Genomic DNA, 26485 nt, shown 5'->3' with positions numbered 1-26485 from the left:
ACTATGAGTATTCTTAACGAGGTGGCGCGTCGCCGTACTTTCGCTATCATTTCACACCCTGATGCAGGAAAAACTACATTGACCGAGAAACTGTTGATGTATGCCGGCGCGATTCATATCGCCGGTAGCGTAAAAGCACGAAAAGCCAGTCGCCACGCTACCTCTGATTGGATGGAAATTGAGAAACAACGCGGTATTTCGGTTGCCAGTTCAGTAATGCAAATGGAATACCGTGATTGCATCATCAACTTACTGGATACCCCCGGCCACCAGGATTTTTCGGAAGATACTTATCGTGTATTGACCGCGGTCGACGCCGCATTGATGGTGATTGATGCCGCCAACGGCGTAGAAGCACAGACACTGCGTCTGCTTGAAGTCTGTCGTGCACGCAATACTCCCATTGTCACTTTTGTCAACAAAATGGATCGCGAAGTACGTGAGCCGTTGGATTTGATCGATGAAATCGAACGAACCCTCGGTATGTCAACAATTCCTTTTACCTGGCCGGTCGGCATGGGAAAAAGTTTCCATGGTGTATGCGATCTGAAAAATAATTGCATGCGCGTATTTCAACCGGGCTCCGATCGCATCGACAGCAAGAACGAGGTGATTGTTCAGTTTGACGATCCGCAGATTCAACAACGTTTTGGCGCGGATTTATCCAGCGCTTTACAAGCAATTGATTTGATCAAGGGTGCTTCACCGGCTTTTGACCATGAGGCGTTTCTTGCGGGCAAACAAACCCCTGTTTTCTTTGGATCCGCGATTAACAATTTTGGTGTACGGGAAATTCTCGATGCCTTGGTCGATTTGGCACCGCCACCCGAGTCGCGTAACGCCATTCAACGTGAAGTATTACCGGACGAAAAAAGATTCACCGGCATGGTATTTAAAATTCAGGCCAATATGAATCTGGCACACCGCGACCGCATTGCTTTTGTACGGGTATGCTCTGGCCATTTCAAACGCGGCATGAATTTAAAAGTAGCACGCAACGGCAAAGATATCCGCACCAGTACGGTGGTGTCTTTCTTATCGCAGCGTCGCGACATTCTTGAAGAAGCTTATCCGGGTGATATCATCGGCATACCGAATCATGGAACGCTGCAACTTGGCGATACCTTAACCGAGGGCGAAGTATTGCAATTCACAGGATTGCCTTTTTTTGCTCCAGAAATTTTCCGCACCGTCGAAATTTCAGATCCGCTGCGCAGCAAGCAACTAAAACTGGGATTAACGCAATTGGGTGAAGAGGGTGCAATCCAGGTATTCCGTCCACATTTGGGTAATATGCTGTTACTCGGCGCAGTCGGTACGTTACAGTTTGAAGTGGTCACTCACCGACTACAACATGAATATGCAGTGGCTGCTCGAATAGCGCCGGCCAAATATCAATTGGCACGCTGGATTACCTGTGATGACCCGCGCGAATTGCAACGCTTTATTGAAGCCAATGCTCACCGCATTGCATATGACGCCGTGGATGCCCCTACCTTTCTGGCTTCATTTGGTGCGGAGTTGAGTGTTGCGGAAGATAACTGGCCAGCGATTCGTTTTCATAAACTGCGCGAACACGCTGGTCTGGTTTTTCAGAATCACATGAATGGATAATAACAAACAAGATGAAATGGTTACCGGTTATTTTATTATTCATTCTTTTTACGGCAACGGCGTCGGTTGCTGAATTAATCTCCCCATCCAGTGACAATCTTACCCGGTTTGTTGTCATCGGTGACAAGCCCTACACTGATGCTGAATATGCTCTGCTAGAGCAACCCGATGGTGCCATCGCCAGGGCCATTCAGGCACTTGCCCCTCCCCTATTGATCCACTTAGGAGACTTCAAGCAGAGTCAATCAAGTTGCAGCGATGAATTGCTCAAGGACCATTACCGTCAAATTGCGCAGCTCAATCCGCACAAAATCGTCTATACACCCGGCGATAATGAATGGGTGGATTGCGACCGATTCACCTTATTCTCAGCCGGTCATGATGAACTGGAGCGACTCAATTTCTTGCGTCAGCTTTTTTTTCACCAGGATCAACATCAGTTAACCAAAGACATTCCAGGTCTTATTCGACAAGAAGGTTTTGTCGAAAACGCACTGTGGAAATCCAATCAGGTTGTTTTCGCCACGCTGCATGTTCCTGGCACGAATAATGGCCGCAAGGAAATATTACGCAGCAACCTGCAGGATGCCCTAAATGAAGCCGATCATCGCGATCAATCCAACGAAAAATGGGTGCAGCGATTATTCACCATGGCTGATTCCGCCCCAGCGATCGTGATTGCGTTGCATGCGGATATTTTTAATTTTGATCATAATAAACCTGCTTGCACCATCAAAAACCGCACTAACTGCGATGGATACCGGAAGTTACGCGATTTGATTAAGAATAAAGCCGCACAATTCAGCAAACCGATTCTGGTAGTTCACGGCGACTCTCAAGCATATTGCCTGCACCAACCTTATGCCACAATCCCCAATCTCTGGCGGCTCAATGCTCCGGGAGACTACAAATATACCGATGCTAACCAGGTTGTGTTTGATCCACAAAACAAAGACACTCCTTTTCACGTAACCGGTCTGCTTGATCGCAAGCCCGCCCCGGCTATTTGCGATTATAGTATTCTTTGAACATTCACACATTCTCCACACTTTTTCCGAGAGCGCAGTTATCATGATATTCAGCATGACCGGTTATGCCGCAGCTACCCAAGAAATACCTCAAGGGTCTTTCAGTATCGAAATACGTTCAGTCAATAACCGTTTTTTGGATATTCAGTTCCGTCTACCGGATGAATTCCGCAAGCAAGAATCCGCTATGCGGGAACTACTCTCTACGCAACTTAGCCGCGGCAAGGTCGAATGCCGCCTGAATTTCTCTCCATCAACCAATGCAGAAAATTTACCGCAACTAGATCACGCGTTATTGGAGAAATTACTGCTGTTAGAGCAAACAATTAAAACCCGTCACCCTGCAACGACATCGCTAACTGTGTCAGAAATTCTGCAATGGCCAGGCATGCTGGGCAGTAATCATTCAACCGTTGAAGAGTTCGATGAAATCGGTATGAAGCTGCTGCAAAACGCACTGGATGATTTAAAAGCTGCACGAATACGTGAAGGTGACAAACTCAAATCCATTCTGCTCGACCGCATCCGGCAAATGCGCCAACTTCTGCAAATCGCATCTCCGCGCATTCCAACGCTCATTGCCGCATTTGAAGAAAAACTGCGCATTCGCCTGGAAGAAATTTTAAGCAACGATGAAAATGGGCGTATTCACCAGGAGATCACATTGTTTGCCGGAAAAATTGATGTTGACGAAGAACTCTCACGTCTGCAAGCACATCTGGATGAAGTGGAACGTATTCTAAACAAGGGAGGCTGCGTTGGAAAACGGCTCGATTTCATGATGCAGGAATTGCATCGCGAAGCTAATACAGTCGGATCCAAGTCGGTTGATCTGGAAATCACGCGAATCTCAATGGAGTTGAAGGTGATTATTGAGCAGATGCGAGAGCAGGTTCAGAATATTGAATAATGAAACCGCTCTGAGTCTTCATAATCTCTACATATTTTTTTGATAGGCAGTAAAACCACCTTTATTTCATTAATTGCCTGAGTCAAAAATTGCTATGCTTAACTTGCGCTGGTATAACAGATTTAGTTCAGAGGAAAACTAATTCATTCTTTTACAACTCCAAGCCAACTATGTTAATAATCAGCTTGAATTTATTTCATATAGAAATGAGAAAAGATGGGAAAATTATTTTTTTATACCCTAATTGCGTTATTGATTTATTGGATACTTAAGGGTCGTCATTCTAAGAAAAACCAAAATATATCTCATCAGGATTCGATTGAAGATACAGTCAATTGTGCGCATTGTGGTATTTACTTGCCTAAAAGTGAAGCGATCAGTTATCAAAATAAATATTTCTGTTGTCAGGAGCATTGTGACCAATTCGTAGACTCCTCATCTTAAATTAATTGCTGTGCCGACACCTACCTACTCATCTCAAACGAAACACTCAGTATTCTGGCCTACAGATACCAAGCTGACGAGCACCAATTACACCGATCAGTACTGGCGTTCACTGTATTATTTCAACATTTATCGCATATTGCTGGGTAGTAGTTTGCTAATTAGTGCATGGAAATTTGAGCTCACTAATCTTGGTTCACACTATTACCTCCTATTTTTATACGCAGGAATTGCACATCTATTTTGCAGTTGTATATCCTTATTGCTGATTAAATTAAAAACTCCTGGTTTTAATTGGCAATTAGCGATACAAGTGATTTGTGATATTGTTTTTTTCACAACTATGCTGTATGCCAGTGGCGGTTTGCAAAGTGGCTTGGGCGCCATACTACTGGTATCGCTCGCAGCAGCAGGATTAATCAGTCGTGGTCGTTTAGCGCTATTTTTTGCATCTATTGCAACGATTTGCTTATTGCTGCAGGAAACCTATTCTTTATTTACGATTAATCATTATTCTGCTCAGTATTCACAAGCCGGTTTATTGAGCATGGCGTATTTTGCGGTAGCTTGGTTGGCGCATCAATTGGCCAAACATACTTTAGCCAGTGAGCAGTTGGCAAACGAACGTGGCATTGATTTGGCAAATATGTCACAAGTCAACCAGTTAGTAATTCAAGCTCTACAAGAAGGCGTGCTGGTAGTCGATAAACATGGAATTATTCGCCAGTATAATAGCTACGCTGATAAGCTGCTTGATCTGAAATCATTTGCAAGTAATACCGAATTACTCAGGTTGTCCGATTATGCACCTGATATAGCTGACAGACTTAAAAGCTGGCAAGGGGATAGCAAAATGAGTTTTGATCTATTACGTTTAACGCATAGTCATGCATTAGTGCGAACCCGCTTTCTACCCATACAAGCTGATTTCAGTAATGGCGTTGTAATTTTTCTTGAGGATATGGGGCGTATACAAGCGCAGTTACAGCAACTCAAACTTGCAGCTGTCGGGCGCTTAACGGCCAATATTGCGCATGAAATACGCAACCCACTCTCCGCGATCAATCACGCAGCTGAACTTATGGAAGAAGAACAACAAGAAAATCATACTGATCCTCGTTTAGCACGTATTATCTGCGACAATACCCGACGTTTAAACAAGATCGTGCAAGATGTACTACAGCTTAACCGACGTAATATTTCAAAAGCGGAAATCTTTGAAGCTCAGGATTTTATTGAAAAGTTTCTTGAATTGTTTTGTGATGCGGAAAAGATCGATAAGGACGTGTTCGTATTTCAAAAATCCAATAATTATTCAGTTGGCTTTGATCGTGACCATTTGACCCAGATACTTTGGAATTTGTGCCGGAATGCATGGCGACATTGTCGTAAGCAAGCTGGCAGCGTTCATATAGAATTGTCTGCAACAACCAACGGAAATAATGTTTGTCTTAATATCATTGATGATGGTCCGGGTGTTAATTCGCAGCAAGTTAAAGAGATTTTTGAGCCTTTTTTCACAACTGCGGCGGGTGGTACAGGACTTGGTTTATATGTGGCACGCGAGCTGTGTGAAACTAATCAGTCATCACTTGACTATATTGAAAATTCTTCAACTGGACATTTCAGAATAATCTTTAATTGTACTGAACCATGTCGATAGATAACGAACGGATTACCAATCTGCAGAAAAAGACTCTTTCACCCAGAATATTGGTTGTGGACGATGAGCCTGATATTATTGAATTGCTAGAACTGACACTCGCTCGAATGGGAATGGAAGTTTCTAGTGCAACCTGTATCAATGAAGCCAAAGCGCTGCTGCAATCACACCCGTTTCAATTATGCTTTACCGACATGCGGTTATCAGATGGTAACGGATTGGAGTTGGTCAAATATATCTCGCAGCACTATGCCGATGTTCCAATTGCTGTTATTACCGCACATGGTACGACAGAAAATGCAGTAGCTGCGCTAAAAGCAGGCGCATTTGATTACTTACCCAAACCAGTTTCTTTGAAGCAGTTACGTGATTTGGTTAAATCAGCTTTAAGCCTTCCTCCGGTAAAAATTGAATCAGCAGAACAGGCGGGAGCAAATCAACGCACGTTACTTGGTGAATCTGAGTCGATGCGTCAGTTACGTGCGACCATCGACAAACTTTCTCGCAGTCAAGCTGCAGTGTATATCAGCGGCGAATCTGGTAGTGGCAAGGAATTGGCCGCAAAGATGATTCATGAAAGAAGTGCTCGCTACAAGCAACCGTTCGTTGCAGTCAATTGTGGCGCAATTCCGGAAAATTTAATGGAAAGTGAGTTTTTTGGCTATAAAAAAGGGGCTTTTACTGGCGCTGAAAAAGAGCATGATGGATTTTTCCTGACCGCCAATGGCGGCACGTTGTTTCTTGATGAAGTCGCTGATTTGCCATTGACGATGCAGGTTAAATTGCTCAGGGTCATTCAGGAAAAACAAGTAAGAAGGCTCGGGGATACGCAAGAAAAAAATATTGATGTACGAATTATCAGTGCTACACACAAAAAACTCAATCAATGTGTCGCAATAGGCCAGTTTCGACAGGATTTGTATTATCGTTTGAATGTAATTGAATTGAATATGCCTGCACTACGCGAAATGCGTGAGGATATCCCTCTGATTGCAGAAGCGATTCTGGAAAAACATTGCCAGGAAACCAAACGGCCTGCTTGCCGCATTAAAAAAGATACCATGGCAATGCTCAAGAACTATGATTTTCCAGGTAACGTTCGTGAACTTGAAAACATATTGGAGCGCACATTAGCACTATGCTCAGATGTGGAAATTGGAATAGAAGATTTACAATTGCCCAATCAAGCGTTTGAAATAACAACAAAAGATACGGCAGAAGTCACTCAGACTTCCGTCAATAAGCTTCAAATAAGAGCAGACCATAATCTACCGTTACAAGATTTTCTCGATACGCTGGAGAAAGATTCGATTATCAAAGCGTTGAATGAAAGCCGCTACAATCGTACCAAGGCAGCCAAAACATTAGGCATTACGGTTCGTTCATTGCGTTACCGGATGGAAAGATTGGGATTGAACGACTAACCGACCATCAATTAAGTAACATTCATCTTGTACATCAGTAAATTCGATAAAACAGTTGCACAAGATGCAGTTTGTTACTTCGATAGACTTACCCTGACTTCTAACTAAGTTACCTGTAAATACTTTACCTCAACGCCCGGTCAAAGCGGATTGCAGCAGGTTAGCAGCAGCTTGTCCGCTAGCTTTACTTACATAATTTGTGATAACGGGAACAAACTGACCGATCATATCTGGAGAAAGATTCAATTGCTGAAATGATGCCGCCAACGCAGCGGCATTGCCCAGAGTATTACTTTTATCACCCATCAACGACGATAAATTGCCAGATAAATTTGACATCGCAGGCGCAGCACTTAGCATACTATCCATCCCGGGGACGGACCGGGATATGGACGCGAAGGCTTGCGGATCCATGTTACTTTGGGCCATCTGAAATATGGCTCCAGCCCCGCCCAATGCTTGTTGCGGTGACACACCTAGTCGATGAGATAAAATATCTACCAGGCCAATTTGCACCATCCCAGTAGGATCATTTGCTGCTGCCGCTCCGGCATTCAGTATCTGTCGACCACTTTGCGCTGCACCTTCTACAGTTGACAAGCTTTGATCAATCGTCCCTAACGGATTCGTACCACCCGTATTAGTCGCGCATCCACTTACAAATAAGCACAAAGCGATAGCAGAAAAATAAGAATAATAGTTTATTTTCATGATAATTCCTTTCAAGAAATGGGGAACAATTGAGCATCCAGCGAATATTTTACAGTGATAGCATGCCATTAATAAAGGTTCAATGATGAAAATTACATGCCCTATGCATTGTCATAAATTCTTCATAATACAGTCATCAAATTTTCATATTACTTGATTATGCTCTTTCATGTTATAAATCACAAAGGAGAAAACCTATGTACTGCTTAATCAAAGAATGGCCAAATAAAATGGCAACGCTTATGACTGAAGATGGTGTCGTACTTTGGACATTCAGTAATGTAGAAGAAGCTCGCCAAGTATGGCAAGACTGGTGCTCACTTCAGAATGACAAAATGGCCTTTGAAATCGGAAATCTAATTGAGTAAATTCGGTTTATGCAAGTAGCATATCTTATGAACACTCATTCCCAATTCAATAGTTCCCATTTTTTTCTGATCGTTCCTCAAGATCAGATTTTTCTTTTACTTTCCTATTCGATTCACTACTTACCAATCACTTTACCAAGCTGCACTCAGAATGCTTAGAATAAGCCCCTACTCTCATTCTTCAGGTATGCTTAATGCAAACACATTTTTGTTCAGAATACCGGTCCCGAACTCAACCAAGCGATAATGCCGCACAAAGCAGCGCTGCCGATAAATCCGGCCTTCCTGCCGGAACATTGATACACATCGGAACAAAGCATCAATCAGAATGCAAAATCTCAGTGATACAATACAATGCCGAGACACTTATCCGTCATGATATTACTTCGATTTCAGAACTGCAACAATTGCAAAATACCGAACTGATTACTTGGGTAAATGTAGACGGTCTGAGTAATATTGGTATTATTGAAGGTATTGGTCATGAATTGGATATTCATCCTCTGGTACTGGAAGACATTTTAAGTACGCACCAACGCCCCAAGCTGGAGGAATATGATGATTTTCTTTATATGGTCATCAAAGGCATCAGTCTTGATCAGAAGACAAATTTCTGCTTGCAGTACGAGCAAATCAGTATTTTGCTATTAACCAAGTATGTCATTACTTTCAAAGAAAAGTCTGATGACACATTTGATCCCATCTACAGCCATCTGAAAAATCGTAACGGCCGATTGCGACAATATGGCAGCGATTATCTAGCATACGTTATTCTTGATACCATCGTTGATGAATATTTTGTAGTAGAAGACAGCCTGGATGACGTCATTGATCCACTGGAAGATAATATTTTATTCAATTCCAGTCGTGATATGCTACAAACCGTACAACATATACGCCGCAGCCTAATTTCAATGAAACGTAATATCTCACCATTACGTGAATTGCTAGCGACCATTCAACGTATTGATACGCCTTTGTTACAAGAAAAAACATTGCGCTATTTCGGTGACGTCCACGACCATGTATTACGAGTTACCGATTCACTTGAGTCCTATCGCGAAAGAATTTCGGCGATGCACGATATTTATCTTTCCAGCATCAGTAATAAATTGAATGAAACAATGAAAATTCTGACTATTTTTGCGTCTCTTTTCATACCATTGACTTTTATCGCGGGCATTTACGGTATGAATTTTGAATACATGCCGGAATTGAAATGGCGCTGGGCCTATCCTGCAATTTGGGTAATCTTTATTTTAATTAGTGTTGGATTACTTATTTTTTTTAAGAAGAAGAAATGGATATAAAATATAAAAAGAGATTCAATTCCAAAATTGAATTGAATCTCTACCAAACTTAACTCTTTTATAGAGAAAAAAAGAAAATTATTTTTTTATAATTTTATGATCACACTGTTTTTTTACTTCTTGCAAAAAACCCGATCAATCCTAAACCAATCAGTAACATGGCGTAGGTTTCTGGCTCAGGCACAGGAGAAACAGGAGAAACTTGAGAAGAAACCCAATTGGAAGGTGTTGGATGTGGATTTTTAAGCGAATATGGATCTACCGAAATTATACCAAAAATTGGATCCGGCTTTCCTGCTGTATGATGAGCTACAGTACCAGTAAAATCTGTAATGTCTACGCCTGCCCCTGATATTGTCCAAATACTATTAGTGTAAGGCGTATCATCGAATCGATTAGCTTTGTTATGAGCGAACCAATCAATCGAAATATGCTGGTGGTCTGATTTATAACCACTGTCCATATTAGACTTGTTATGATATGTAAATGCTTTAATGTCAGCACCATGAACTAAAGGTTGCGCAAATGTTGGCGAGGCCGGCCCCTGGTAAACAAACTCGAGGTGATTAACTGTTGAGTTATTATGAGAAAATCCTGGAGATACCCAGTTTGGAATCAATTCAAATGTAACAACCCCACTTGCTGTCTCTGTCAATTTAAGTTCAGCAACAACCGGATAGCCTGAACTGAATGAAGCCGTCGCAGGCAAATCAAACTTATAAGTTATAGTGTCCCCTATGTTAGCAAATGCTGGTGCGGCAACAAAGCCTAGCACTCCAGCTGTAGCTACTGCTAATTTTTGAATATTCATTTCAATTCCTTTTAATTAAATAATACTTTGTTTAACTCAGGTTTTTCCAACCAACTAATGCTTTCAACGACTTGATTGTAATCCTAGGAGCAACTTAAACCTATAGTCAATTACTCCTTATTTTATAAGTTATTACTAGTAAACATTGCTTATTTTTTCAGGATGAATATCCTAAGAATGTCATGGATTTGCCGTCCATCCGGGAAAGGAAAATCTTTATTTCATTGCTTTGAGCAAAGTTGATTCGAACGAATCAAATAGATAAAGACGTCATATCCAGCGCCTCACTGTCGCTAAATAGACGGCATACTCGCTGCCAAATTTTTTCAATAAGACACACTCTTCAGGAATAATCTGGAATCGGTTCATATATAAGACAAAAAATGGCAAAAACAATGCGCCAAGAACATTTCCCAGAAAAACAGCCCATCCTATTAGAATCAATAAAAAGCCGAGATACATCGGATTCCGGCTAAATTTATAAATACCCGTGGTAACAATCGCCGTAGAAGATTGCGGTAAAATTGGATTAACCGTCGTTTTAGCAGCAAAAAATGCTTTAGCGGCAACGATAATCAGCATAGTGCTTGTCAATACTAACGCCAGCGCAATTGACACTCTGCTCGGTATTTGCACCGCTGCCCATGCATAAGTCTCTGCCACAAACCACATTGCTACCATAAACAACAACATTACTAATGCGGGAGGAATTTTAAGATTGAGAAATTGCATGAAATAACATCACCTGGATACACTGACGCGTTTAGCTGATTTCATTTGCGTATTCTGAGACAAATAACCTAAATAACAACCTACCAGCATCCCTAGAATCCAACTGAGAACAACAAGAACCGGCATTAAATGTGAATCGTTCGTATCGCTAAATCGTGTAATTAATACGCCAAGCGGTGCAGCCCCAAGTGCTATAAAAGCGCAGAATCCCATTGCTCCTTTGCTCCACCGATAAACTGCGTAAGATAACAGCACAAATGGCAATACCATGATTAATTGAATATACCAGGAGATTCCACTCCAAAGTAATCCAAATCCAAGGAATGACAATAAAAAGCCGCTAACAAGTGCACAAAAAATAATGAGCAAGTGTTTCCAATAATTGCGCAATTTTGATTTTTCTTTCATATTAACACTCAGTTTTTTTTGAATATTTTGTTACGTGATAAATATTTCGACATCTAGTATCCGCTCCTCAGCAACACATAAATATTCTTAATCATGATTTTACTATGATTTTAACTGCAAATTACGAATCAGATATTACAAACCGAACGCTTTGCACATAGAATTACTACACCGTTACACCGTTACACCGCTAACAAGCCAGTCGACTCAACAGAACAAAGTCAACCCAAAGAAGACCCACGCTGTTATCGCGAACGAAAACACTCATGATCATATGAATAGCCCGGGCAAGCATCAAGACATGTCGAGAGACATATAATGAATTCAAATTAAAATGCTATACTCGCAAACCAATTGTAAGCGGTGAGCTTGTAAGGAAAGCTGAACAATTTCCGGAATCAGCTCAAGCGCAGAAAGAAAAAACTGAGCAACAAAAATATAGCTCTTTCCTCTTTTCTTGTTACTACAAACTTCAAACATTACATAGAGAATGCTGACAACAATTGTAACCACTCCTATCAATTATGTTTTACGCAGTGAAAGTTGGGCATCTAAGCGATTGCAGTCTTTTACCGGGAAAACTGTTTGCATTCAAATTCTACCTTTGATAAATATCAAGCTGCTCATTGATCCGGCGGGTGAATTACAGAAAATCGATAGTCCTGAGAGAGCAGATGCAACATTGAGCTTATCCCCAGCCTTACTGCCAAAATTGCTTGCACATGATTTAAGTGCATTTGCGCAAATAGAAACTATTGGCAATCAAGCCTTAACAGATGAATTACTCAAGATCGGCAAGCAAATCAATCTCAAGGATATTTTTGAGCACGATCTCAGTAATGCAATTGGAGACATTCCAGCGCACCGTGTTGCTCAAACCGGTGAACATATAATGCTGTGGCAAATAGATAATATTGATCGCTTTTCTCAGACTTTTATCGAATATTTGACTGAAGAAAATGTTTTTTTAATTAAAGCCGATGCAAGCCATAGATTTGCAGAGGAAATAAAAAGCGTACAACTGAAAATCGAACAACTGGAACGACGGTTAAACAGATTGGAGCAACGTCTTACCTTAGCAAATGAGTAGGCAATGCGGTGATGTCTAATTCTTTGCATCAAGTATCGACACACAAATGATAATAAATGTCAAACCATGAATAACAAGAACCTGATGCGTTCTATCCAACCCATTTTTTTCTCACCGATTATTATCGATCACTCATGCGCCTATTTCGACTCCTAAAAATACAATACGTCGCTTTCCAGTTCGGATTGGATGAATTTGTCTTAAGTCATAGTCGCCTGCGGGTATTACGCATCGTTGTAAGAACCTTAACGTTCTGGCGAAAGCTGGATAAACCGCGTGGAGTAAGGTTACGATTGGCTTTAGAAGCACTGGGCCCTATTTTTGTCAAATTCGGTCAGATGCTATCTACCCGGCGTGATCTTTTGCCTCACGACATCGCTGATGAACTGGCTAAACTGCAGGATCAGGTACCTCCCTTTTCTTTCGAGCTCGTATTATCAACATTAGAAAGAGAATATGGTCGAAAGATTAATAAAGTATTCTTAAAATTTGATGAAATACCAACAGCTAGCGCATCGGTTGCGCAAGTTCATCTTGCGGTATTGCACGATGGAACCGAAGTAGCGGTAAAAATTTTGCGCCCTAATCTGGAATCTATTATCACACATGATATTGAGTTGATGGATACAGGCGCATGGTTGGCGGAAGCACTCTGGTCGGACGGCAAACGTCTAAAATTACAACAAGTCGTGTCAGAGTTCGCTCGCCATTTGGATGATGAACTCGACCTGATGCGAGAAGCGGCCAATTGCAGCCAATTGCGCAGAAATTTTCTGAATTCTTCAATGTTGCTGGTACCCGAAGTTTATTGGGACTATTGTCGCAACAGTGTAATGGTGATGGAACGTGTTAAAGGTATACCTATCAGTCATGTTGATGAATTGACGACACAAGGCATCGATATCCCGCAACTGGCGCGCGTTGGAGTAGAAATATTTTTCACTCAGGTATTTCGCGATGGCTATTTTCATGCCGATATGCATCCAGGAAATATTTTTGTCGGGCAGGATGGTCGATATATTGCGGTTGATTTCGGCATTATGGGAACACTTAGCGATCAAGACAAAAATTATTTGGCACAAAATTTTCTAGCCTTTTTTCGTCGTGATTACGGACGCGTTGCGCAAGCACATATCGAGGCCGGTTGGGCACCCAAAGAGACTCGTGTTGATGATTTTGAGGCCGCCATACGGGCTGTCTGCGAACCTATATTTGACAAACCATTAAAAGATATTTCTTTCGGACGCGTTCTGTTTCAGTTGTTTCAGGCTTCAAGACAATTTAATGTGGAAATCCAACCACAATTAGTATTACTGCAAAAAACATTACTTAATATTGAAGGACTTGGCCGTGATTTGGATCCAAATCTGGATCTCTGGAAAACCGCCAAACCGTTCCTAGAGCATTGGATGGCCGAGCAAATTGGCCTACGCGGACTTGCCAGTCGAATACAAAAAGAAGCCCCGAATTGGGCGATTATCTTTCCGGAATTTCCTCGACTTATCCATCAGGCTTTCGCAGAAAACCGCAATCATTCTTTAGAAAAAAAATTGAGCGATCTGGTTGCCGAAGAGAAGCGTCACAATCGACTACTGATGCTTATTGCAATTTTGCTGGCTGGATTGTTGGCTTGGCAAGTATTTCATTTGTGATTTTCCGTGGCTCAATCACGAAAATGCGTATATGTAGTTCAAATTATTAAACTTTTTGTTCTACAGATGCAATCAAAATATCGATTTAATCTGAGAAAAGGACAATTAGGTGTGAAAGCAGTAAATTACTATAAGGAATTCGAACGTATGGCTCAAATCGAACTGGCTCCTATGGTATATAAGGCTTTGTTTTTTAAAAAACCTATAACTTTTGTATTCAGTCCGTCAGTGAACTTTGATAAAGCGTGAGCTTTCTCCGCTAGAAAAGCAATGACACTTCTTGAAGTTCGGAATGTTACCAAGCGATTTGGAAGTTTTACTGCTGTCGATGATGTCAACATTACCATCAAGACAGGAGAGTTTTTCACGCTGCTGGGCCCATCCGGTTGCGGCAAAACGACGCTGTTACGTATGATCGCCGGTTTTGATGCACCGGATAACGGACAAATATTGCTGGATAATAAAGATATTATTGATCTTCCTCCGGAAAAACGACCTTTTCATACAGTTTTCCAAAGCTATGCGCTATTCTCTCATATGACGGTTGCTGACAATATTGGATTCCCATTGAAAATGTCGGGAAAAACATCGAGAGAAATTAAAATCCGGGTCGCTGAAACACTGAGTGAAGTTGAACTTAGCTCATTCTCCCATCGATACCCACATGAATTATCCGGTGGGCAGAAGCAGCGTGTAGCGTTTGCTAGGGGACTCATCAATCAACCGAGATTATTATTGCTGGATGAGCCATTAGGCGCTCTGGACGAGAAGTTACGTGAAAACATGCAAAGAGAGCTGATCAGTTTACAGGCCAAAGCTAACGTCACATTTATTTACGTCACGCACGCTCAAAATGAGGCTCTAGCATTGTCGCATCGCATTGCGGTAATGAATCAAGGCAAAATTGAGCAGATCGACGAACCCTCTAGAATATACAATTTTCCAATTAATCGTTTCGTGGCTGATTTTATTGGAAAAATCAATATGCTTGATGCTCAAGTTATTGAAGCTTCCGGCTACCATTTAAAATTAAAAGTAACAGGACTGGGAGAAGTCATGGCACCGGTGAGAGAACATGTCAAAATTGGCGATCAAGGGATCTTGGCCATACGTCCGGAGCAAGTTCGTATCGATCCACTGGGATCGGAAGTAGCGGCTAAGTTCCAACTGGTCGGAAAAATAAAGGATTTCCTATATATTGGTGATGTCACCACCTACCTCATAGAGCTTCCCAACAGTATACGAATTGAAGCATTACAGCCCAATTCATTTCCAGGCCACGCTAAGCTTTTTGAGATAGGAGATCCTGTTGTTGTAAGCTGGCAAGAGCATTCAGCGCAATTTTTACCTGATTAATCGATCACTGATTTTTGGCTAAACATGCAAACTTCAAGCCGACTTGTCAAATGGTTCATCATCACTCCGCCGCTTATCTTCTTGCTGATATTCTTCGCCGCACCGAGCTTGATTATGGTTTTAACTTCATTCCGGCTTCCGGGCGAATTTGGCGGCTTGGTTCCAATTCATATCCTATCGGAAGATGCGAATGAAAATCCCGGTTTGACGATTGAAACTTATCAATTTTTCTTCAGCGATTTTATTTACTTCGAAATTTTTATCAAGTCATTCGCGGTGGCGACACTTACCACAATCATTTGCATCGTCATGGCTTATCCATTGGCATCATTGATCGCCCGCAGTCATAAAAAATTTCGTCACCTGATGATCATGCTGGTTGTTCTTCCGTTTGCCAGTAATTTTTTGATCCGTATCTATGCCTGGATGATTATACTCGGCCCGGAATCTACGCTAAGCCACATGATCAATAGCATTTTGTCTTTTTTCGGTATCGCACCTGTAACCTTGCTGTTTTCTCCTTTCGCGGTTCTAATCGGAATGATTTATGTTCATCTGCCTTTTATGATCTTGCCGCTATATACCAATCTGGAACAACATGACCCTATTTTGCTAGATGCCGCGCAAGATTTGGGCGCGAGTAGCTGGCAGCGTTTCTGGTATGTCACCTGGCCTCAGTCGCTACCCGGCATATTTTCCGGGTCAGCGTTGGTTTTTATTCCGGTTCTCGGTATGTTTGCCATTCCCGACATTCTGGGTGGAACGAGTGATATCATGATCGGCAATCTGATCAAAGACCAATTCCTCAGCACACGGGATTGGCCTTTTGGCTCGACACTTTCCATCATGCTGACACTGATGGTATTAGTCATCGTCGGACTACTCTCCTGGCTTGCCAGACCCGGCACCAGAACTATTTAGTCCATGTCAATTTTTTGTGTGAATTAGTCAATATGCCACTTCGCCATTTCTTCTTGTGGATAATATCACTTCTGGTGTATGCCTTTCTGTATATCCCATTGATCATTGTGGTCGTATTTTCATTTAACGACTCGAAACTCAATGCAGAGTGGGCTGGTTTTACGTTTCATTGGTACAAGGTATTATTCAACAATCATGAGATGCTGCTGGCCGCACGTAACTCATTGATCATCGCTGTCAGTGCCAGCATCCTTGCCACCATACTGGGAACAATGGCTGGCTTGGCGATTCATCGTTACCAGTTAAAGTTTTTGCCGTTTCTGGCATTTACACCAGTTGCCATGCCGGAAATCCTGTTAGGCGTTTCACTGCTGCTGTTCTTTCTGCAAGTGCTCAATCTGACACTAGGCATGCTATCAATTATTATTGCTCACACAACTTTCTGCATAGGATTTGTCACCATAATTGTGCGCGCACGCCTGCAGGGGATGGATGAATCCATTTTTGAAGCTGCACGAGACTTGGGCGCAACGCCGTGGCAGACTTTTCGGCACATAACCTTGCCTCTGATAAGATCAGCTATCATAGCGGGAGCTTTAATGTCATTTACTCTATCAATCGATGATTTTGTCATTACATTCTTTACCAAAGGCGTTGGAGAACCGATCCTTCCTATCCAAATCTATACGATGATCAAAGTTGCTGTCACGCCGGAAGTGAATGCTATTTCAACTTTGTTGATGTTACTGACATTAACGTTGATCATTATCGCAACACGATTTGATACCAGTATGTTAAAAGGTGATTCAAAACAGCCAAGATGAATTCATCGCTAATATTGATGCGCTTGAATTTAGTGCTACTCATATTAATTTCAGTGATTGGCTGTACACATCAAGAAGATTCCATTGTTTCCACACAAACCTCAACGCGAATACTACAAATATTTAATTGGAATAATTACATAGCACCAGAAACCATTCAACGCTTTGAAGCATCTTGTGATTGTTACATGAAGCAGGATTATTTCTCTGATAACGAGGAAATGCTGGCCAAACTATCCGCCGGCGCAACTGGCTATGATTTAATCGTGCCGACAGGCAATGCCATGGATACCTTGATTCGCCAAGGAGTCCTCATTCCTCTGGATAAAGAATTATTACCCAATCTGAAGAATATCCATCCTGCTTATCTGAATACGCAATTCGATCCAGGGAATCAGTTTTCTGTCCCTTATGCTTATACGATTACATTGCTAGGATTTAATGCTAATAAAATTCGAGACCTAGGCTTACCGACTGACACTTGGGCGATTATCTTTGAGCCCCAATATCTGCAAAAAATAAAAGGCCGCGTTACCGTATTGGATAGCCCTCGTGAATTACTAGCAGCAGCATTGTTATACTTAGGCTACGCGGCCAACGATCAGGATGAAGCACATTGGAATCAAGCGAAAGAACTGATTATACGAGCCAAGCCCTTCTGGGCCGCATTCAGCAACACGAGCTACATCCGTGAAATGGCCATTGGTGATTTATGGGTGTCACACGGTTATTCAAATGATTTATTTCAGGCTGCCATGGATGCCCAAAAAACCAAACGTCCGTTCGCAATCGACTATGCTATTCCCAAGCAAGGCGCGGTTATGTCGTTGGACAGCATGGTGCTGCATAAGAGTGGAAAATACCCGGATCTTGCACATCAGTTTATCAATTTTATGCTCGATGGCAAGAATTCAGCAGAACTGACCAACTTGATAGGCTCTGGCAATCCCAACGTGACAGCCAAACCATTCATCCGGTCTGAGCTAGTACAAAATAAAGTTATATTTCCTGATGAGGATACGTTTTCACGGCTTGAAATGATTACAGATCTTAATTCCACACAACGCCGGATACTCAGCCGCATATGGACAGAAATAAAATTGCGTTAAACTTACTCTATTTCAACTTCTTTTTTAGAACATCTATGAGTTATTATCAATACCATGTTTTTTTCTGCATCAATCAACGAGAGGATGGCGCCAGATGCTGCAATAATTTTTGCGCCCAGGAACTACGTGACTATGCCAAACAACGTATCAAGTCTTTAAAACGCAATGGTAAGAAAAAAATCCGTATCAATAATGCAGGCTGCCTTGATCGCTGTAATGAAGGTCCGGTTATAGTGATATATCCCGAGGAAACTTGGTATACCTATATAGATCAAGAAGACATTGATGAAATCATCGACGAACACTTAATCAAAGGAAATATTGTTGAGCGCCTTAAAATTTAACCTCAATACTTGATCAGCTATATTTTAAGGTTCTGTCGCAAAGCTTGAAATTCCGCCGAGATTGGGTATCCTTCTAGGAAACAGTCAGACGGGGAAGCGACAATGATAGATTTTAAGGGTAGCCAGTTTAAGCGGGATATCATCCTTTGGGACATCCGTTGGTATGTAGCTTATCCCATCAGCCACCGTCACTTGGAAGAAATGATGCAGAAACGCGGCGTTACGGTTGACCATTCCAGTCTGAATCGCTAGGTGCTCAAGTACGCGCAGTAGCTGGATCAAGCCTTCCGGTAATGCAAGCACTCGGTGGGTGCGAACTGACGCATGGACGAAACGTACATCAGCGTCAAGGAGCAATGGATATATTTGTATCGAGCCGTCGATAAAGCAGGGCCAACACCGCGCGCGGCAGTAGAAACGTACAACAATGACAATGTGGCCAGCATTGAACTGCGACAGACAAAGCTATCGTAGAGTAAGATCACCGTGCGATAAAACGAATCACCAGACCGATACTGGATCAAATCATTCTGGTCGGCGGTCATCACGCTCGCTGGAATCGAGCTCATGCACATGATTCGCAAAAGTCAGCTCCCATCAAAGAAAGATGGGCTCACTCACGCAGCACAGTTCGCACAGTTCTATCCGCTAGCCAGATAAGGTGGAGTAAAGGAGTGTATTTGCTCGTTCATGCGAAAGCTTTGCAACAGAACCGTTTTTTTACGCTACGACAAGGAAATTTATGAACACTTGGGATAATGGGTTTCGTGGCAAACCGGGACATGGCATGTCGCATACCCTGAGTTTCGGGGGTGCAGCCAGTTTTTTTCGTGTGCCTTACCAAACAGATCTGACTGAGGTTGATGTGGTTGTAATCGGAGTACCATTGGATATCGCCACGACCAACCGACCCGGCGCGCGACTGGGGCCTCGCGCCATTCGTAATGCGTCATTATCGTTGGCATGGGAGCGTCCATGGCCTTGGAATATGGATCCGATGCATGTGTTGCGTGTGATTGATTGTGGTGATTGCGAACCCACTAACGATGATTTGTTGAGCGTGTCTCATATCGAGGCACATATCGCCAAAATAATAAGCTCAGGAGCAGCAGCTCTGATACTCGGAGGAGATCATTTTGTCGCTTACCCCAGCCTGCGGGCACATGCCGCTGCGTACGGTCCTATCAGTCTGATTCATTTTGATGCCCATACTGATACCTGGCCGTCCTCCGGAAATGGCATAAATCACGGTACCATGTTTCATCAGGCGACACATGAAGGAATTGTAAATCCTGCATCATCCACGCAAATTGGTATTCGCACCACCAATGATGACACGCTGGGTTTTCATATCGTTTCCGCAACTGATGTGCACCAAATGACCGGTCGCGACTTAGCCAAGCAGATACTTGAGCGCGTAGGTGACTCACCAGTGTACATCACCTTTGATATCGACTGTCTGGACCCGGCGTTTGCACCTGGTACTGGCACGCCTGTACCAGGCGGACTGTCATCCTTTCAAGCACTAAACATTATCCGTGAACTCAAAGGTATCAATCTGGTAGGTATGGATGTTGTCGAGGTAGCACCCGCTTATGATCACGCAGAGATCACTGCACTAGCGGCTGCGCAGATCGCTGTTGAATTGTTATGTCTGTACGCTGAGCGTCACAGACAGAAAAATTAAAAGAATAATCGATGATCAATGAAACAGTAGCAAAGCACGACTGGTCCTGTGCGGATTCACAGGCGCTCTATGCCATGAATAAATGGGCAGATGGGTTTTATTCTGTGAATGAGTTGGGTCATGTTTCCGTTTGTCCTATAGAAGGTCAACAACTGCACATAGATATCATGGACGTGATTCGCGCAGCTCGCTCTGAGGGTGCGTCTCTACCCATGCTGATCCGTTTTCAGGACGTGATAAGTTCACGTGTGCGACGCCTGAATCAGACATTTCAGAAGGCGATTCAGGACAGCGGCTACGAGGGAACATATCGCAGTATTTATCCTATTAAAGTTAATCAGTTGCAGGAAGTGGTGGTGGAAATCCTGGAAGCTGGTCAAGAATTCAGCATTGGACTGGAATGTGGTTCCAAAGCCGAGTTATTAGCCATGCTGCCACTGATTGCCGATGAAACATTGCTGCTTTGCAATGGCGTAAAAGACCGCACGATGCTGACCCTGATGCTGAATGCACAGCAAATCGGACAGCAAGTGATGCCCATCATTGAAAAATACTCGGAGTTTGAGCAGTTGATGAATTTGGCGGAAGCACGCCAGATGAAACCGCGGCTGGGTGTACGGTTAAAGCTGAACACCAAAGGATCGGGACGTTGGTTTGAGTCCGGTGGTGCAAGTTCCAAGTTTGGATTGACTATTCCAGAGCTGGTACAACTGATACGGACACTGGAAAATCGGGAGATGGCCGGGCAACTGGAACTGCTGCATTTTCATCTGGGAAGTCAAATTGCTGATATTCAGGTACTACGAAGTGCAGTCAGAGAAATCATGCAGGTTTATGCTGATTTAATGTTGCGGGGGATGCAGATCAAGTATCTGGATGTCGGTGGCGGACTCGGAGTGAATTACGGCGGTGATTACGACAGCCCGGAATCATCCATTAATTACGGATTGCGCGAATATGCCAATGTAGTAGTTTATACGGTTAAGGAAATTTGTGATGAGCGGCAAGTACCCATGCCGCATCTTTTGTCAGAAAGTGGTCGCGCACTCACTGCGCATCACTCCGTGCTGGTGGTCCCTGTTTTGGGTGTACACAGGCCGGACAGTCCGTACATGGCCGATTTTCCAGCTGAACTGCCTTCCGTGGTGTTGCGAATGAGGTCGGTATATAGCGATGCGCAGTCTGCGAAGAAAATGAGTGTATTGCTGGAATGTTATCACGATGCACAAGAAATCCGGCAGGAGACCGAACAGATGGCACGATTGGGCTATCTGTCTGTTGAACACATGGCGCAATCTGATAGTTTGTACTGGAGTATTTGCCGTGAAGTGCTGCGCAAGCTAACGGCGATTGGGTCGATTCCAGTCACAGCTGAGCAGATTGAGTTGGAGAAGCAACTTACGGACATGTATCTGGGGGATTTTTCCGTATTTCATTCGATTATCGACCACTGGGCCATCGGACAGATATTCCCCGTGATGCCTCTCCATCGGCTACAGGATAAACCTGAACGTCGCGGTCAACTAGTGGATCTGACTTGTGATTCGGATGGCAAGGTGAATCAATATGTGTCATCAGCCGGCACCAGAGATTGCTTGCCCCTGCACGATTTTCGTCAAGATGAATCCTATTATCTGGGTATCTTCCTCGTCGGAGCTTATCAGGAGATATTGGGAGACGCCCATAATCTGTTCGGACGTGTGGATGAGGTACACCTTTATGCGCGAGCGGAAGAAGCGAATGGTTTTTGGATAGAGGCACTACTGAAGGGAATTAGTGTTAAAGAAATGCTGAGCCAGGTGCAGTATTTTCCCAACGACCTGGAGCGCCGCATGTCGGAGTTTATCCGCCGACAGATAAATGCAGGGCGTATCAAGCCTGCGGATGGGACGCGGATACTTAATAATTATACTCAGCGTCTAGGAAATAACACTTATTGTGACGTATGATATTTCAATGAACCGTCATAGTAAAGAACCAGATCTTGCCCTTAATTCAGGCGGCCATCTGTAGGAATTGGCTTGACAGCACACAGTGGTTTTTCCAATAGAAATCTATTGATTGTGACTGGTTTTTTTGAGTCGTTTCATTCAATTTTTTTATTATTATCCGCATTACCTGGCGCCATGCCTTTTTCACGCAACTCATCCAGCGCTTGCTTGGTTTTTCTGAGATGACCGAGTCCCATGCCCTGTAAAACATGGTCTGCCTTTGTGTACTGGATATTGGCATAGGTAGTTATTTCCACTCGATTTCCCCATGGATCAAGGAAATCAAGAAAGGGACCATCTAAAATTTTGACACCCATCTCTTTCAGTGTTCGACGCACTAATTCTTTGTCATCAACAGCGATTCCAAGATGTCGTTTTTCATCAGATTTTCTATCACTGTGCTTTGTGAAATTAATAAATTGATCTCCGAAATAAATGAAGGCTTCCGTATCAGTCTTATCATGCACTTCAAAATCCAGGAAACTACTATAAAACTCCAATGCCTCGTCAATATCTTCAACTTCGAGTGCCACATGATTTATTCCTACTGCACAGGCCTTATTAGATGTAGTCATTTTCGTCATCGCTTATCTCCATTAGATTGTTCTCAATATAACAACGGAATAAGTAAATATGGATCACTCCCGTTAAGAGAATCATCAAGCTTGTATTTAACTTGCAAAGATCTATATATTGAGGCTTGCTTATAAACACAAATATGAGTCTCTTCTCAGCTGCAATCAGCTCTGACTTCATTGGCACATTCTGATTCGTTTTTGGAATAAATTTTTAATTCCAAGAAGAAAAATAGATTAAATACATCAGTCTGAACCCAGACGAGAATTAGCAGACTTGTCGGACCGTCGTAAATTATACAATAAGGCATGTTTTCCTTCTTGTCATTTCATTCACATTCTTTAACAAACAATCCATCTCAAAATGAGTGAGATGTTTCTATTCCGTGACCGACCGCACAGACTATACAATTAAGTATGGTTAGTCTTCAAGCTTGTATTGATTAATAAAAAATTTAACATGAAGAGTTCGGCTGTTGGTCTGGCTGACAAGTGAAAATATTTCGACAGGAACAAAACTCTCACAAAAATAACTATTTTTCGCCAGATCCTCATTTCGTGTTGGTTACTATTGACTGTTAAATGAGAACATTTAATGAAGTTAACACCAAATCGATCATAAGTTTATTTAAGTGATAATGCATTTTGTAAAAGTCTTTTAATGTAACTTATTATAATGGTACATATTATGAAGAACTGCAATCCGCTCTTACTAAAAAATAGGTATAAATATAATATCCAGAGATTTAGTATACAAAAACCGAATGATCGAGAAACACAATCTGAAACTGAAGAACATCCCCAGGAAATTCTCTTTAAAGAAACGCTTCCAGAAGACTCGTCTCGCAGAAAAAATATTTCTGAAGATACTAGTGTCAAAAATAATACGAAATTAAAACACCTTTAGAAACAATCCATTTAGAAAATTCAAATAAGAGCTACATGCTATATTTAACAGGAGAATGTCATGGAAATGGTCTTTATTGGTTTATTTATCAGTATGGTAGTATTATTTTCTTTTCAAGCTAGTTTAAATTTTCATGACAACCGGATACCAAAACTACTATGTGGGTTTACTTTAAAAACTTCGACAGTCAAAGACCCGAATAAGCAACTAGGAAGATTCAATGCAAAAAATAACACAACATATCACCCCGAGCTAGCAACTATCCGCACTCAATCTCCAACACCAATACATCCAGATCCTATCCCGCCTCAAGAGCAACCTCCAGAAATAATTTCTCCCGAACAGGTTCCTCCCGCGGTTATTCCACCGCAAGTAATCCCGCCTGAAAGAATATCGCCAGAAAGAGATCCCGCACGACCGCTACACAAAAAACAATGATTCTTTGTATCCCATCGCGGTCATGGTTTGTAAAATTCGACTGATTGTCTCTGTGGTATTTTAGTTCATCGATATTACAACCGAATTCGTAATTTCTTAAGAATTGCATAATTTAACGTGTAATACTCATACTTATGCTGCGCTTTGCAGTGCTGAAAATTATGCATTCTAGAGTGGCCACGTGGGTATAACTTTCTAATCATTAATAATCTTAGTTAAATTTGCAAAACGATTTAATGAGGAAAGTATGAAATCAATAAAATATATTAATTGTTCCAAGTTACTATTCGCAATTCTGTGTGTATGGCTTTGTATACTCAATGCAGTTTCTGCTGCAAAGATTGATGAGATCGAAACTGCATTTGGACTTAATCACAACCATTTAAAAAAACTCCATAGAGGAGAAATTGTTTCCTTTAAAATTACTGAGGAAACTCAGAAAGAATTAGCACTTGGTTTAGCTATGTATTTGGATGCTCCTCCTACGAAATTGGTTTCTTTCTTTAAGAAAGGTGATTTAGCGATGGTTGATCCTGATGTCGTGAGTTTTCATGAAATCCTCTTCAAGTCTAATTCAAATCCATTTGAGAAATTTATGTTTACATCAGATCAGATGGGTGAAGCACGAAAATTGCTTGAGGTTACTGCGGATGATGAGTTTAATTTATCTGCTGAAGAAATCAAAAGCTTTACAGCCCTAAAAAATAAATTAGCGAAAAAGAGAGATACCGACTTGATTGCCGCTGTGAGCAAGCATTATCAAAAAATATTATTGAAGCGCTTACAGGGGTACCAAATACAAGGCTTGACAGGAGTTGAATCTTACGCTCGCAAAGAAAAGGCGGCCAACCCTGCGGAGGAATTACGTATAGCGGCTTCAAGCAGTAAATTGCTGAATAGCTTTTCTTCGGATTTGCAAAAACTCTGGTTAAATTATCCTACTCCATTACCGACTGACACCGAAGAGTATTACTCCTGGTTTAATCGGAATATCGATAATCGCCCTACCGCGATTATTAGTCATCGTCTTTTATTCTCTTCGGATACAGGCTCGATAATTCTCTCACGGCAGTTTTATGTGGGACATACTTACAATTCAAGCCAATTTATCCTGAGTTGTTTGCCGTACCGTCATGGCTCTATAGTTTTTTATACTCATCAAGTTTCTACTGATCGAGTTACTGGAGTAGGTAAAAAGTTAAAACATAGCATGGGTCGAAAGCAAATGAAAAAACAAATGATAGTCAACCTTAACGGCTTACGATCAAGAATTCAATCCTCTAGTTCAGAAAAATAAGCCCCCTCAATACTACATTTTTACATGTACTTTAGGCTGGCAGATACATTCCGCCAGCCTAAAGTCTTATTGACATTGCTAAGAATGACGAAGATTTATCTAAGACCAGGAACTAAATGAGAATATCCTCATTTGACATGTATTCCGCACTCGCGTTTCTCGTCTGCTTTTGCCGGATCGAAGTAATCCCATTCATTAGGAAGATTGTGTTGCTTCAAATAATCTTCCATGTCGGTATCCGTCCAATAGAAAACGGGGCTGATCTTGATTGCGTTATAAGTTTCATCCTCGGAAAGGATATCCAGTTGGGCACGTTGCGGATTTTGCACTTTACGTAATGCAGTGAACCAGGTTGTAGGTGCAAGCTCCTTCATACCGCGTTCAAAAGGTTCTAATTTCATCATCGTACTGAATTTTTTCAATTCAGCTTCATCGTCGATCCCAGGGATGGGGCCATAAATTGCATCCCGATGAGCAGCAGTAAGCCTGGGTATATAGATTCTGAGGTTGAGATGAAGCATATCGCGAAGCTTCTCGGCATATCGATAAGTAGCTGGGCGATTGTAGCCGTGATCTACCCAGAGCACTGGAATATCCGGTTGCACACTAACGCAATGATGAAGAAGAACTGCTTCAAAAGGACGAAAATTGGTTGATACCATTGCCTGACCATTTGCCCGTGCAATACCCCAACTCACTATTTCCAGCGCGGATTTATTTCGTAACATCGCATTGTATTCTGCAATTTGATTATTCTTCATTTGAGGCAGATTCAGTTTAGTTAGATTAAAAGAATTCAGTTCTAGATCGCAAAGTACTAAAAATAAAATACATTGTCAAACCTGCCAATAATCGGTTATTAATAAATTAA

General features: G+C 42.1%; 27 protein-coding genes. 20 read left to right on the top strand and 7 right to left on the bottom strand.

Translation table 11 applies throughout. The features are described from left to right. Positions 1-3 precede the first annotated feature (3 nt). From C7H79_RS12325 to C7H79_RS12300, 6 genes are all read left to right on the top strand, one after another. Complete coding sequence (locus tag C7H79_RS12325; RefSeq protein WP_106707555.1) at positions 4-1614, top strand: peptide chain release factor 3; 1611 nt, start codon at positions 4-6, stop codon at positions 1612-1614. Positions 1615-1625: 11 nt separating this feature from the next. Next, entirely contained in the window at positions 1626-2642 is a 1017-nt protein-coding gene (locus C7H79_RS12320; protein WP_106707554.1) for a hypothetical protein, read from the top strand. Positions 2643-2685: 43 nt separating this feature from the next. Then, positions 2686-3552 carry a YicC/YloC family endoribonuclease gene (locus C7H79_RS12315; RefSeq protein ID WP_106707553.1) on the top strand — a complete coding sequence of 289 codons (867 nt, stop codon included), beginning with the start codon at positions 2686-2688 and terminating at the stop codon, positions 3550-3552. A gap of 216 nt (positions 3553-3768) precedes the next feature. After that, positions 3769-3996: a PP0621 family protein gene (locus tag C7H79_RS19275; RefSeq protein WP_106707552.1), complete on the top strand. Its 228-nt coding sequence runs from the start codon at positions 3769-3771 to the stop codon at positions 3994-3996. 10 nt (positions 3997-4006) lie between these two features. Continuing rightward, positions 4007-5659, top strand: coding sequence for a two-component system sensor histidine kinase NtrB (locus C7H79_RS12305; protein ID WP_106707551.1), 1653 nt, complete (start codon positions 4007-4009; stop codon positions 5657-5659). After that, complete coding sequence (locus C7H79_RS12300; protein ID WP_106707550.1) at positions 5650-7083, top strand: sigma-54-dependent transcriptional regulator; 1434 nt, start codon at positions 5650-5652, stop codon at positions 7081-7083. Before C7H79_RS12305 ends, C7H79_RS12300 begins: the two co-directional genes overlap by 10 nt. 129 nt (positions 7084-7212) lie before the next feature. Here C7H79_RS12300 and C7H79_RS12295 read toward each other — a convergent pair whose 3' ends face one another. Next, complete coding sequence (locus C7H79_RS12295; protein WP_106707549.1) at positions 7213-7794, bottom strand: DUF2780 domain-containing protein; 582 nt, start codon at positions 7792-7794, stop codon at positions 7213-7215. A 197-nt stretch (positions 7795-7991) separates the two neighbouring features. Between C7H79_RS12295 and C7H79_RS18015 the strand changes: the two genes are divergently transcribed. Further along, positions 7992-8162: a hypothetical protein gene (locus C7H79_RS18015; RefSeq protein WP_172592432.1), complete on the top strand. Its 171-nt coding sequence runs from the start codon at positions 7992-7994 to the stop codon at positions 8160-8162. Between the two features lie 194 nt (positions 8163-8356). Continuing rightward, complete coding sequence (corA, locus tag C7H79_RS12290) at positions 8357-9472, top strand: magnesium/cobalt transporter CorA (protein WP_106707548.1); 1116 nt, start codon at positions 8357-8359, stop codon at positions 9470-9472. Positions 9473-9572: 100 nt separating this feature from the next. Here the strand turns inward: corA and C7H79_RS18940 are convergent, their stop codons facing one another. The 3 genes from C7H79_RS18940 to C7H79_RS12275 all read right to left on the bottom strand — a co-directional run bounded on the left by C7H79_RS18940 (position 9573) and on the right by C7H79_RS12275 (position 11423). Next, positions 9573-10283 carry a PEP-CTERM sorting domain-containing protein gene (locus C7H79_RS18940; RefSeq protein ID WP_242447272.1) on the bottom strand — a complete coding sequence of 237 codons (711 nt, stop codon included), beginning with the start codon at positions 10281-10283 and terminating at the stop codon, positions 9573-9575. A gap of 270 nt (positions 10284-10553) precedes the next feature. Beyond that, positions 10554-11015 carry a methyltransferase family protein gene (locus C7H79_RS12280; protein ID WP_106707547.1) on the bottom strand — a complete coding sequence of 154 codons (462 nt, stop codon included), beginning with the start codon at positions 11013-11015 and terminating at the stop codon, positions 10554-10556. Positions 11016-11024: 9 nt separating this feature from the next. Next, entirely contained in the window at positions 11025-11423 is a 399-nt protein-coding gene (locus C7H79_RS12275; protein ID WP_106707546.1) for a lysophosphatidic acid receptor, read from the bottom strand. Positions 11424-11913: 490 nt separating this feature from the next. Here C7H79_RS12275 and C7H79_RS12270 point away from each other — a divergent pair, with 490 nt between their 5' ends. From C7H79_RS12270 to C7H79_RS19495, 8 genes are all read left to right on the top strand, one after another. Further along, positions 11914-12513 (top strand): ubiquinone biosynthesis accessory factor UbiJ, encoded by a 600-nt coding sequence (locus C7H79_RS12270; RefSeq protein WP_106707545.1) that lies wholly within the window; start codon positions 11914-11916, stop codon positions 12511-12513. A gap of 134 nt (positions 12514-12647) precedes the next feature. Beyond that, entirely contained in the window at positions 12648-14165 is a 1518-nt protein-coding gene (ubiB, locus tag C7H79_RS12265; protein WP_106707544.1) for a ubiquinone biosynthesis regulatory protein kinase UbiB, read from the top strand. A 270-nt stretch (positions 14166-14435) separates the two neighbouring features. Further along, positions 14436-15521, top strand: a complete 1086-nt coding sequence (locus C7H79_RS12255; RefSeq protein ID WP_106707542.1) for an ABC transporter ATP-binding protein — start codon at positions 14436-14438, stop codon at positions 15519-15521. Positions 15522-15545: 24 nt separating this feature from the next. Continuing rightward, positions 15546-16442, top strand: coding sequence for an ABC transporter permease (locus tag C7H79_RS12250; RefSeq protein WP_106707541.1), 897 nt, complete (start codon positions 15546-15548; stop codon positions 16440-16442). Between the two features lie 32 nt (positions 16443-16474). Then, positions 16475-17266 carry an ABC transporter permease gene (locus tag C7H79_RS12245; protein WP_106707540.1) on the top strand — a complete coding sequence of 264 codons (792 nt, stop codon included), beginning with the start codon at positions 16475-16477 and terminating at the stop codon, positions 17264-17266. After that, positions 17263-18375 carry an ABC transporter substrate-binding protein gene (locus tag C7H79_RS12240; protein WP_106707539.1) on the top strand — a complete coding sequence of 371 codons (1113 nt, stop codon included), beginning with the start codon at positions 17263-17265 and terminating at the stop codon, positions 18373-18375. The genes C7H79_RS12245 and C7H79_RS12240 overlap by 4 nt, the downstream gene beginning before the upstream one ends. A 35-nt stretch (positions 18376-18410) precedes the next feature. Further along, the gene (locus C7H79_RS12235) at positions 18411-18719 is read left to right on the top strand and encodes a (2Fe-2S) ferredoxin domain-containing protein (RefSeq protein ID WP_106707538.1); all 309 of its coding nucleotides are present in this window, start codon (positions 18411-18413) and stop codon (positions 18717-18719) included. 102 nt (positions 18720-18821) lie between these two features. Then, complete coding sequence (locus C7H79_RS19495) at positions 18822-18971, top strand: hypothetical protein (RefSeq protein WP_374058012.1); 150 nt, start codon at positions 18822-18824, stop codon at positions 18969-18971. 26 nt (positions 18972-18997) lie between these two features. Here the strand turns inward: C7H79_RS19495 and C7H79_RS19680 are convergent, their stop codons facing one another. After that, positions 18998-19288, bottom strand: a complete 291-nt coding sequence (locus C7H79_RS19680; RefSeq protein WP_445164650.1) for a hypothetical protein — start codon at positions 19286-19288, stop codon at positions 18998-19000. 173 nt (positions 19289-19461) lie between these two features. Between C7H79_RS19680 and speB the strand changes: the two genes are divergently transcribed. Together speB and speA are read left to right on the top strand one after the other, a co-directional pair. Further along, positions 19462-20406 carry an agmatinase gene (speB, locus tag C7H79_RS12225; RefSeq protein WP_106707537.1) on the top strand — a complete coding sequence of 315 codons (945 nt, stop codon included), beginning with the start codon at positions 19462-19464 and terminating at the stop codon, positions 20404-20406. A gap of 11 nt (positions 20407-20417) precedes the next feature. Beyond that, positions 20418-22355 carry a biosynthetic arginine decarboxylase gene (gene speA / locus C7H79_RS12220; RefSeq protein ID WP_106707536.1) on the top strand — a complete coding sequence of 646 codons (1938 nt, stop codon included), beginning with the start codon at positions 20418-20420 and terminating at the stop codon, positions 22353-22355. 137 nt (positions 22356-22492) lie between these two features. Here the strand turns inward: speA and C7H79_RS12215 are convergent, their stop codons facing one another. After that, entirely contained in the window at positions 22493-22981 is a 489-nt protein-coding gene (locus C7H79_RS12215) for a VOC family protein (RefSeq protein WP_197714634.1), read from the bottom strand. Between the two features lie 958 nt (positions 22982-23939). Here C7H79_RS12215 and C7H79_RS12200 point away from each other — a divergent pair. Together C7H79_RS12200 and C7H79_RS12195 are read left to right on the top strand one after the other, a co-directional pair. Next, the gene (locus C7H79_RS12200; RefSeq protein ID WP_106707533.1) at positions 23940-24317 is read left to right on the top strand and encodes a hypothetical protein; all 378 of its coding nucleotides are present in this window, start codon (positions 23940-23942) and stop codon (positions 24315-24317) included. A gap of 247 nt (positions 24318-24564) precedes the next feature. Further along, on the top strand, positions 24565-25614 hold the full coding sequence (locus tag C7H79_RS12195) for a hypothetical protein (protein WP_106707532.1): 1050 nt from the start codon (positions 24565-24567) through the stop codon (positions 25612-25614). Between the two features lie 128 nt (positions 25615-25742). Here the strand turns inward: C7H79_RS12195 and C7H79_RS12190 are convergent, their stop codons facing one another. Further along, a complete protein-coding gene (locus tag C7H79_RS12190) occupies positions 25743-26375 on the bottom strand; it encodes a phosphoadenosine phosphosulfate reductase domain-containing protein (RefSeq protein ID WP_106707531.1) in 633 nt (210 codons plus the stop codon). Positions 26376-26485 lie beyond the last annotated feature (110 nt).

The organism is Nitrosomonas supralitoralis (assembly GCF_003011925.2).
In the GTDB taxonomy this organism is placed as follows: domain Bacteria; phylum Pseudomonadota; class Gammaproteobacteria; order Burkholderiales; family Nitrosomonadaceae; genus Nitrosomonas; species Nitrosomonas supralitoralis.
Note: the sequence above shows the minus strand (reverse complement) of the source record. Positions and strands in the feature narration are given on the sequence as shown.

Coding starts and splice junctions, on each gene's coding strand:
- C7H79_RS12280 (WP_106707547.1), bottom strand. CDS start 11,015: ATGCAATTTCTCAATCTTAAAATTCCTCCCGCATTAGTAATGTTGTTG.
- C7H79_RS19495 (WP_374058012.1), top strand. CDS start 18,822: ATGATAGATTTTAAGGGTAGCCAGTTTAAGCGGGATATCATCCTTTGG.
- C7H79_RS12315 (WP_106707553.1), top strand. CDS start 2,686: ATGATATTCAGCATGACCGGTTATGCCGCAGCTACCCAAGAAATACCT.
- C7H79_RS12195 (WP_106707532.1), top strand. CDS start 24,565: ATGAAATCAATAAAATATATTAATTGTTCCAAGTTACTATTCGCAATT.
- ubiB (WP_106707544.1), top strand. CDS start 12,648: ATGCGCCTATTTCGACTCCTAAAAATACAATACGTCGCTTTCCAGTTC.
- C7H79_RS19275 (WP_106707552.1), top strand. CDS start 3,769: ATGGGAAAATTATTTTTTTATACCCTAATTGCGTTATTGATTTATTGG.
- C7H79_RS12250 (WP_106707541.1), top strand. CDS start 15,546: ATGCAAACTTCAAGCCGACTTGTCAAATGGTTCATCATCACTCCGCCG.
- speB (WP_106707537.1), top strand. CDS start 19,462: ATGAACACTTGGGATAATGGGTTTCGTGGCAAACCGGGACATGGCATG.
- C7H79_RS12255 (WP_106707542.1), top strand. CDS start 14,436: ATGACACTTCTTGAAGTTCGGAATGTTACCAAGCGATTTGGAAGTTTT.
- C7H79_RS12200 (WP_106707533.1), top strand. CDS start 23,940: ATGGAAATGGTCTTTATTGGTTTATTTATCAGTATGGTAGTATTATTT.
- C7H79_RS12295 (WP_106707549.1), bottom strand. CDS start 7,794: ATGAAAATAAACTATTATTCTTATTTTTCTGCTATCGCTTTGTGCTTA.
- C7H79_RS12215 (WP_197714634.1), bottom strand. CDS start 22,981: ATGACGAAAATGACTACATCTAATAAGGCCTGTGCAGTAGGAATAAAT.
- C7H79_RS12235 (WP_106707538.1), top strand. CDS start 18,411: ATGAGTTATTATCAATACCATGTTTTTTTCTGCATCAATCAACGAGAG.
- C7H79_RS12300 (WP_106707550.1), top strand. CDS start 5,650: ATGTCGATAGATAACGAACGGATTACCAATCTGCAGAAAAAGACTCTT.
- C7H79_RS18015 (WP_172592432.1), top strand. CDS start 7,992: ATGTACTGCTTAATCAAAGAATGGCCAAATAAAATGGCAACGCTTATG.
- C7H79_RS12245 (WP_106707540.1), top strand. CDS start 16,475: ATGCCACTTCGCCATTTCTTCTTGTGGATAATATCACTTCTGGTGTAT.
- corA (WP_106707548.1), top strand. CDS start 8,357: ATGCAAACACATTTTTGTTCAGAATACCGGTCCCGAACTCAACCAAGC.
- C7H79_RS12240 (WP_106707539.1), top strand. CDS start 17,263: ATGAATTCATCGCTAATATTGATGCGCTTGAATTTAGTGCTACTCATA.
- C7H79_RS12325 (WP_106707555.1), top strand. CDS start 4: ATGAGTATTCTTAACGAGGTGGCGCGTCGCCGTACTTTCGCTATCATT.
- C7H79_RS12190 (WP_106707531.1), bottom strand. CDS start 26,375: ATGAAGAATAATCAAATTGCAGAATACAATGCGATGTTACGAAATAAA.
- C7H79_RS12320 (WP_106707554.1), top strand. CDS start 1,626: ATGAAATGGTTACCGGTTATTTTATTATTCATTCTTTTTACGGCAACG.
- C7H79_RS18940 (WP_242447272.1), bottom strand. CDS start 10,283: ATGAATATTCAAAAATTAGCAGTAGCTACAGCTGGAGTGCTAGGCTTT.
- C7H79_RS12270 (WP_106707545.1), top strand. CDS start 11,914: ATGCTGACAACAATTGTAACCACTCCTATCAATTATGTTTTACGCAGT.
- C7H79_RS19680 (WP_445164650.1), bottom strand. CDS start 19,288: ATGAGCTCGATTCCAGCGAGCGTGATGACCGCCGACCAGAATGATTTG.
- speA (WP_106707536.1), top strand. CDS start 20,418: ATGATCAATGAAACAGTAGCAAAGCACGACTGGTCCTGTGCGGATTCA.
- C7H79_RS12275 (WP_106707546.1), bottom strand. CDS start 11,423: ATGAAAGAAAAATCAAAATTGCGCAATTATTGGAAACACTTGCTCATT.